Below are 6,994 nucleotides of genomic sequence, written 5' to 3'. Positions count from 1 at the left end.
CACGTGCAACTCATAGGGCAACGCACGGGCGAAACGCGTACCGGGTTCCTGCGGATCGATCACGCCCGGCACAGCCGGAACCGTGGGTGCGGGCTGCGTGGCGCACTGGTTATCGGCGATGGTCTTGTAGTTGCTCGTGTCCGGCAGCGTCGGCATCTGTGCGTCGGGCGTACGGAAGTCGAATGCCGTGGTCAGGTCGCCGCAAACCGCACGACGCCACGGCGTGATGTTCGGCTCCATCACGCCAAAACGCGTTTCGATAAAACGGATCACCGACGTGTGATCGAACACTTGCGAGCACACGAAACCACCCTTGGTCCACGGCGATACGACCGTCATCGGCACGCGCGGTCCGAGGCCGTACGGAAGACCGTCGGCGGTATAGCTGCCGCCGCGGCCCGGATTGACGACCGTATGCAGCTCGCCGTCGGTCGTCACCGTCGACAAACCTTGCGAACGCGATGTCGGCGGTTGCGGCGGCACGACGTGATCGAAGAAACCGTCATTCTCGTCGTACATGATGAACAACACAGTCTTGCTCCAGACTTCCGGATTCGCCGTGAGCGCGTCCAGAATCTGCGACGTGTATTCGGCCCCGTAAGCCGGCGTGTATTTCGGATGCTCGGAGTAAGCGGCCGGCGGGCACAGCCACGACACTTGCGGCAGCTTGTTCGCAAGGACGTCGGCCTTGAGGTCGTCGAGGGTGCGCACGGCATTTGCGCGCTGCTGCAGCGAAGACCCCTGCGGCGCGTTGATGATGTTCGTGAAGTTCTGCAGGATGTTCGTGCCGTAGTTGCCGTTGAGCGGATCGGCGCCGGTCAGGCCCTGCTGGTAGATCTGCCACGAGACGCCTGCAGCTTCCAGACGCTCCGGATACGTGGTCCACGAGAGCAACTGGTATTGCGGAGGACCGTCGCCATCGACGAAATCATTGTTGTCGAGCAGCGGACCGCCGAGCGTGCCGGTCGGATCGACCGTACCGGTCATCAGGTACGAACGGTTCGGATGGGTCGGGCCCGGCAGCGAGCAGAAGTAGGCATCGCAGACGGTGAACGCATCGGCGAGCGCATAGTGAAACGGAATGTCGCTGCGCAGGTGATAGCCCATCGTCATGTCGGTCTTGTTCGCGGGCCATTGATCGTAGCGGCCGCCGTCGATGGCGGCATGCGTCTTGTACCAGGAATGATCCAGGTCGCCCACGCATTGCGCGCTGGTGGTCTGCGTGTTCAGATGGAACGGCAGAACGGGCTTCGTTGCGTCTTCCTGCGACGGCTGGAACCATACCGGCTTGCCGTTGGGTAGCGGGATCGGGAAGCGGTCGTTATAGCCGCGAACACCGCGCATATGGCCCATGTAGTGATCGAACGAGCGGTTCTCCTGCATGAACACCACAATGTGTTCGACGTCGTTGATCGATCCCGAACGGTGCGATGCGGGGATCGCCAGCGCCTTGCGGATCGACTCGGGGAATACGGTCAACGCGGCGGCAGCGCCGGCTGATGTGGCAACGGTTTGCAGGAAACGGCGACGGCTGTTCAATGTCATCGTGCTTCACCTTTTAATGTGTTTTGAAGGGACGGCGATACGGCTTCGGTCGTGAAGGAAACGATCGAATGGTGATGGTTCATTGCGTTGTGTCGGGTGGAGAATGCATGACCGGTGCGACCTGTTGCGTGTCTGCTGCAAGACTCGTCTGAGCGGCGGCAATGGCGCTGCTGGCCGCCAGTTCGCCGGAAGGCGCGGCTTGCACCAATGGTTCGATTGCACTCGCCGGCAGCGCCGGATTTGCCGCAGCCTGGGTGGCGCTGAAACTTTCGTGGTCATCCGGACCGCACGCCGCAAGGGCGAGCGTAGTCAACGCGAGTATCGCGATTCGTCTCATGATGTCTCCGCCTGTTCGATGCACTTGAATATCTGCGATGACGCTTCTCCTTTCATCGCGGTCGCCAGTGTGCGGACGCTTCAAGAATATTTTGTGAAACGTTTGCGAAGACTTGGTAAGGCGCTCTTTCTACCAAATAGCTTACGGCTCGATATCTTTAAGCTGACGTCTAATATTTCTCATTCAAACTAGTTGCATAGCGAATCACTTTGATTTATCGTGTGTCCATGTTCGATCACTGCATTTACTTCAACACAACGGCCCTCGCGCGAGCCCTCGAACGCGAATGGACCGCTGCGTACAAACCGTTCGGCCTGACTCCGCCACAAGGATTCATGCTGCGCGCGGTGCTGGCCAAACCGGGGATCGTGCAAAGCGAGCTTGCTTCGGAACTCGCCATATCCCGGTCAACGGCCACCAGGACGCTGGATGGTTTGCAGAAGCTGATGTTGATCGAGCGGAGATTGACGGAGTCGGATGGACGGGAAACAGCCATTTATCCGACCCATGAAGCAGTGCAGATCAGGGATCAACTGAACGCTGCAAGCGCCGGAGTGACGCGGCGCCTGAAGGCTGAAATGGGCGAGGATTGTTTCGTTACGACAGTTGCGAGCGTGAAAGAAGCACGGTCGAGCATCGACTGATTTTTTTCCTGAATAGTTGTATAGCGAACTAAATGGAGCTGAAAATGCCTATCCTGAACGTGAAAGTAAGCGGTGAAAAGTCGGCCGAAAAAGTATTGGCGATCTCGGACATGTTGCTTGAATTGACGTCTTCCTTGCTGGGGAAGAAACGCGACGTCACGGCGATCACGATCCAGTTCGTGAATCCGGATAGCTGGGTGATCGCGGGCAAGCCGCTGACCGAACATAAGAAAGCAAGCTTCTATATGGACATCAAGGTCACCGACGAGACCAATACCAAAGACGAAAAAGCGCGTTACATAGCGGAGGTGTACGCAGGGTTCGCGCGAATCCTGGGCGAGCTGCATGAAGAGAGTTATATCTACGTAGAAGATGTGAGAGCGGCGTCCTACGGGTACGGCGGACGCACCCAGGAGTACCGGTATCATCATTGACGTCACGGGCAAACGCCGGCGCGGCGACTTCAAGCGTCGGCGTGTTGCACCCCGGGCTCATAAAACAGCGCAAACAATTGTCGTGGACATTCACGAGATTGCTGGCCGAGCCGTGCGGCAATCGCGTCGATAACGCCCTCCGCCATGCAAGCCAAGATACTGCCTCGGTCAGCGTCATTCATCACTAAGCACCACCTTAATTCGCCAGCACCTCGACGATGCAAACCACCATGGTGAAGGCCCCGATGCAGCCCGCCAACGTAGCCGCTGCTTTAGCAAAAGGTGACATGTGCGCCCCGATCAAATTAGAGTGAGGGCATTCTATATGCATTTGAAATAAACTTGAAAGCAAAAAGAAATGTTCTTCTAAGCACCTTTTCCGTCGTCCTTGTCGGCGAAGTAACGTGCCGGCGGTTTGCCGAGCGCTTTCTTGAACATCGTGATGAAAGCGCTGACCGATTCATAGCCAAGATCCTCTGCCACGCGCTGTACCAACGCCCCCGCGGAAAGCCGCTGCAGCGCAATGATGATGTGCAGTTGCTGGCGCCATCGGCCAAAGCTCATGCCCGTTTCGCGCAGAACAAGGCGTGTGAGCGTGCGTTCACTCATTGCGACCCGCGTGCCCCACTCGGCCGCCGTGCTCCGGTCGGCGGGATCGACCGTGAGCGCATTGGCAATATGGCGCAGCTTCGGATCTTCCGGAATCGGCAAATGGAGCTGCTCGGTTTTCATCTCCGTGAGTTCGTCCAGCAGGACGCTGACGAGCCGGCCAGTCGGGCCATCGATGTCATAGATCTGCGGAAGCGCGGCAAGCCGCTGGATCAACTCGATCAACAACGGCGAAAGCGAAAGCGTGCAACACGTATCCGGCAGCGCGGCCGCGAGCGGATCGACGTACAGGAAACAAAGACGGCCGTTAGCCGTCACGCGGTTACTGTGCAACATGCCGCCCGGCACCCACACGCCGCATTGCGGCGGCACCATCCAGAGACCATCGGACACTTCGCACGTCACGCCGCCGCGCAACGCAACAACGAGTTGGCCCTTGCTGTGCCGATGCATCGGCAACTCGCTCTCGTTCTCCACCACATCCACGCGCACGGCGTTCGCGGGCTGATGCATGGTGTCCGGATCAAAACTCGTCAGAGTGGCGCGAAGGATCGACATTGCGTCTTTGACCGCTTTTAGAACTATTTTGTCATTATCTCCAGATTCGTATCCGCGTCCAATGTTTAGTCTTAAGGCTTGTTAATGTCGGATCGAAATCATCGTGAAATCTCAATCTGGTGCTGCGCCAATCGTGGTGCGGCCGGCGTTGTTGATAGTTGGCATCCTGTTGATCGCCGCGAATTTGCGTGCGCCTTTTACCGGCGTTGCGCCGCTGCTCGGTTTGATTCGTGCGAATGCCGACCTGACGACGACCGAAGCGGGCATGCTGATCACCCTGCCCTTGCTCGCGTTTGCGATTGTTTCGCCGTTTGCAGCGCGCGTCGCCCGTGAATACGGTCTCGAACGTTCGTTGTTCGCGGCGCTGGTTTTGATTGGCGCGGGCATCGCCGTGCGCTCGACGGGAACCGTATGGTGTCTTTATCTCGGCACGGCGATCATCGGCGGCGGGATTGCACTGGGGAATGTATTGCTGCCGAGTTTGCTCAAGCGCGATTTCCCCGATAAAACCGCCACCCTCACCTCCGCTTACGCACTGACGATGGGCGTTGGCGCTGCCATCGCCTCGGTCATCGCCGTTCCGCTTGCACAGGTCTTCAACTCGGACTGGCGGCTGGTTATCGGTGCGTTTATCGTGCTGCCGGTTCTCACTGCTTTGATATGGCTGCCGCAACTTCGCAACCGGACATCGCCTTCAAGAGACACAGCCACACCTCCTCACGGCGGCGAAGTGTGGCGTTCCGCGCTCGCGTGGCAAGTGACGTTGTTCCTTGGACTGAATTCGTTTGTCTACTACGTCGCGGTAAGCTGGCTGCCCGCAATACTTCACGATGCCGGTTTTTCCTCCGATAAAGCCGGCTCCCTGCACGGCGTCCTGCAACTCGCAACAGCGGTTCCAGGCTTGCTGCTTTTGCCTGTCGTGCGGAAGTTGAAAGATCAGCGTGTGGCTGCGTTCATTGCGTCGATCATCAGCGCGATTGGTTTGCTTGGGCTGCTCTTGGCGCCGTCCATGGCGATGCTCTGGATCATTTTCTTTGGCATCGGTGCCGGTGCCGCGATCATTCTTGGCCTTGCGTTTGTGAGCTTGCGAGCGAGCAATTCGCATCAGGCGGCAGCGTTATCGGGAATGAGTCAATGCGTTGGATATCTGCTTGCGGCCGCGGGCCCGCCGCTGGTCGGCCAATTGCACGATGCTTCAGGAAACTGGAACGTGGCCCTGGCGATTTGCGCCGCGCTGTGCCTGGTCATGGCATTGCTTGGACTCTTTGCTGGACGCGCCGTGCATATCGTCACCACGCCAATCCGGCGTGCAACCGCCAAAGCAATCTAAGCGCAAACGCAAAAAGCGGCATCGCTGAATGAGCCGATGCCGCCAACCTGCCGCTTACGATCAGACCGAAACCATACCGCCGTCGACGGTGAGTTCAATGCCCGTGATATAGCTGCTATCGTCGGATGCAAGGAACAAAGCCGGCTTGGCGATTTCTTCCGACAGACCAATGCGGCCTAGCGGTACTTGCGATGTGATGCCTGACTTGAAGCCTTCGATCTGTTCTTCGGTCAGACCCGTCTTGCCGAAGATCGGTGTATCGATAGGACCCGGGCTGATCGCATTCACGCGGATCTTGCGTGCCTTCAGATCGGTCGTCAACGTACGCGCCAACGAGCGGACTGCCGCTTTACTGGCGGAATAAACGCTGAACGCTTCCATGCCCGTGTTCGCGGCAATCGATGCATTCAGGATGATCGAGCCACCGTCCGGCACTAGCGGGAGCAGCTTCTGCACCGTGAAGTACGTACCCTTCACGTTGATGCCGAAGGTCTCGTCGAACTGCTCTTCCGTTACCTGATCGATCGGTGCAAGCGAACCTACACCTGCGTTTGCGAAGATGATGTCCACGCGGCCGTATTTCGCCTTGATGTGGTCGTGCAGCTTGTCCAGATCCGATAGCTTGGCGACATCGCCCAGGACGCCCTCTCCGTTTAAACCGATACTTTCCACCGCTTCATCCAGCTCTTTCTGCCGGCGTCCCGTGATGATCACCTTCGCGCCTTCTTTAGCGAAGAGACGTGCGGTTGCCAGGCCCATGCCGCTGTTTCCGCCTGTAACTACGGCGATCTTTCCAGATAGTTTCGTCATGTCAGTCCTGCAGGTAAGTTCGTTTGTTGACTGGACGTCGCTCGTGGTGAAACGCGTTCAGTCGCTAAGGATTAGCTGTTCCCGTAGTGTCGCGGGGTTGGATTGACTATATGCGCGGTGCATCGTGGGAAATAGTAGATGGCGACGAATACACTCTACGGTTGGAACGAATAATCAAAATGCTATCGATATGACGCACACGACTAAGCGCGCAAGCCCATGATTCTTTGGCCCGAAGCAAAGGGTCAGTGCGTCCGCTGCCTTATCATGTAATGCAACGGTAACGTGCTCACGCCGCGAGTCCGCGGCTTTCAAGGAAAGAGTCGGAATGAAAAAGCTCATCAACGATGTCTCCGCCGTCGTGCCCGACATGCTCGACGGACTCGCTGCGTTCAATCCTGGGCTGTCGTTGCTGCAGGGCAGCACGATCATCGTGCGAGCCGATGCAGAGGCCGCTGCCGCGCTCGGCGAGGTCGCGCTGATCTCGGGCGGAGGCTCCGGCCACGAACCCGCTCACGGCGGTTACGTGGGTCCGGGCATGCTTAGCGCTGCGGTGGCCGGAGAAGTCTTCACATCGCCTTCCACCGATGCCGTGCTAGACGCCATTCGCGCTGTCGCAGGTCCGGCAGGCGTGCTGCTTATCGTGAAGAACTACACCGGCGATCGCTTCAACTTTGGACTCGCCGCCGAGATTGCGCGTGCTGAAGGAATCGCGGTCGAGATGGTG

At 58.2% G+C, this 6,994-nt stretch carries 8 protein-coding genes; 4 read left to right on the top strand and 4 right to left on the bottom strand.

All coding sequences use genetic code 11. From position 1 onward, the window contains the following. Window positions 1-1,545, bottom strand: a 1,545-nt coding sequence (locus ACFFAR_RS19835) for a phosphocholine-specific phospholipase C (RefSeq protein ID WP_174364736.1), incomplete at its 3' end; no start/stop codon positions are given. A gap of 79 nt (window positions 1,546-1,624) precedes the next feature. Continuing rightward, complete coding sequence (locus tag ACFFAR_RS19830) at window positions 1,625-1,882, bottom strand: hypothetical protein (RefSeq protein WP_062002134.1); 258 nt, start codon at window positions 1,880-1,882, stop codon at window positions 1,625-1,627. A 227-nt stretch (window positions 1,883-2,109) separates the two neighbouring features. Between ACFFAR_RS19830 and ACFFAR_RS19825 the strand changes: the two genes are divergently transcribed. Continuing rightward, on the top strand, window positions 2,110-2,526 hold the full coding sequence (locus tag ACFFAR_RS19825) for a MarR family transcriptional regulator (protein ID WP_174364737.1): 417 nt from the start codon (window positions 2,110-2,112) through the stop codon (window positions 2,524-2,526). A 44-nt stretch (window positions 2,527-2,570) separates the two neighbouring features. After that, on the top strand, window positions 2,571-2,960 hold the full coding sequence (locus ACFFAR_RS19820; RefSeq protein WP_075358447.1) for a 4-oxalocrotonate tautomerase family protein: 390 nt from the start codon (window positions 2,571-2,573) through the stop codon (window positions 2,958-2,960). A 366-nt stretch (window positions 2,961-3,326) separates the two neighbouring features. On the opposite strand, the gene ACFFAR_RS19815 is transcribed toward ACFFAR_RS19820, so the two are convergent. Then, window positions 3,327-4,127, bottom strand: a complete 801-nt coding sequence (locus ACFFAR_RS19815; protein ID WP_174364738.1) for a helix-turn-helix domain-containing protein — start codon at window positions 4,125-4,127, stop codon at window positions 3,327-3,329. Window positions 4,128-4,230: 103 nt separating this feature from the next. Between ACFFAR_RS19815 and ACFFAR_RS19810 the strand changes: the two genes are divergently transcribed. After that, the gene (locus ACFFAR_RS19810) at window positions 4,231-5,457 is read left to right on the top strand and encodes a CynX/NimT family MFS transporter (protein ID WP_375508318.1); all 1,227 of its coding nucleotides are present in this window, start codon (window positions 4,231-4,233) and stop codon (window positions 5,455-5,457) included. 60 nt (window positions 5,458-5,517) lie between these two features. Here ACFFAR_RS19810 and ACFFAR_RS19805 read toward each other — a convergent pair whose 3' ends face one another. Continuing rightward, the gene (locus tag ACFFAR_RS19805) at window positions 5,518-6,267 is read right to left on the bottom strand and encodes a glucose 1-dehydrogenase (protein WP_174365304.1); all 750 of its coding nucleotides are present in this window, start codon (window positions 6,265-6,267) and stop codon (window positions 5,518-5,520) included. Window positions 6,268-6,595: 328 nt separating this feature from the next. On the opposite strand from ACFFAR_RS19805, the gene ACFFAR_RS19800 reads away from it, so the two are divergent. Then, window positions 6,596-6,994: dihydroxyacetone kinase subunit DhaK (locus ACFFAR_RS19800; protein WP_174365305.1), on the top strand; the 399-nt coding region annotated here is incomplete at its 3' end.

The organism is uncultured Caballeronia sp. (assembly GCF_964243625.1).
Classification (GTDB): Bacteria; Pseudomonadota; Gammaproteobacteria; order Burkholderiales; family Burkholderiaceae; genus Caballeronia.
This window is presented reverse-complemented; position numbering and strand designations above follow the sequence as displayed.

Excerpts from the sequence above, each read along its gene's own strand:
- ACFFAR_RS19805 (WP_174365304.1), bottom strand. The coding sequence starts at position 6,267 with ATGACGAAACTATCTGGAAAGATCGCCGTAGTTACAGGCGGAAACAGC.
- ACFFAR_RS19830 (WP_062002134.1), bottom strand. The coding sequence starts at position 1,882 with ATGAGACGAATCGCGATACTCGCGTTGACTACGCTCGCCCTTGCGGCG.
- ACFFAR_RS19820 (WP_075358447.1), top strand. The coding sequence starts at position 2,571 with ATGCCTATCCTGAACGTGAAAGTAAGCGGTGAAAAGTCGGCCGAAAAA.
- ACFFAR_RS19825 (WP_174364737.1), top strand. The coding sequence starts at position 2,110 with ATGTTCGATCACTGCATTTACTTCAACACAACGGCCCTCGCGCGAGCC.
- ACFFAR_RS19815 (WP_174364738.1), bottom strand. The coding sequence starts at position 4,127 with ATGTCGATCCTTCGCGCCACTCTGACGAGTTTTGATCCGGACACCATG.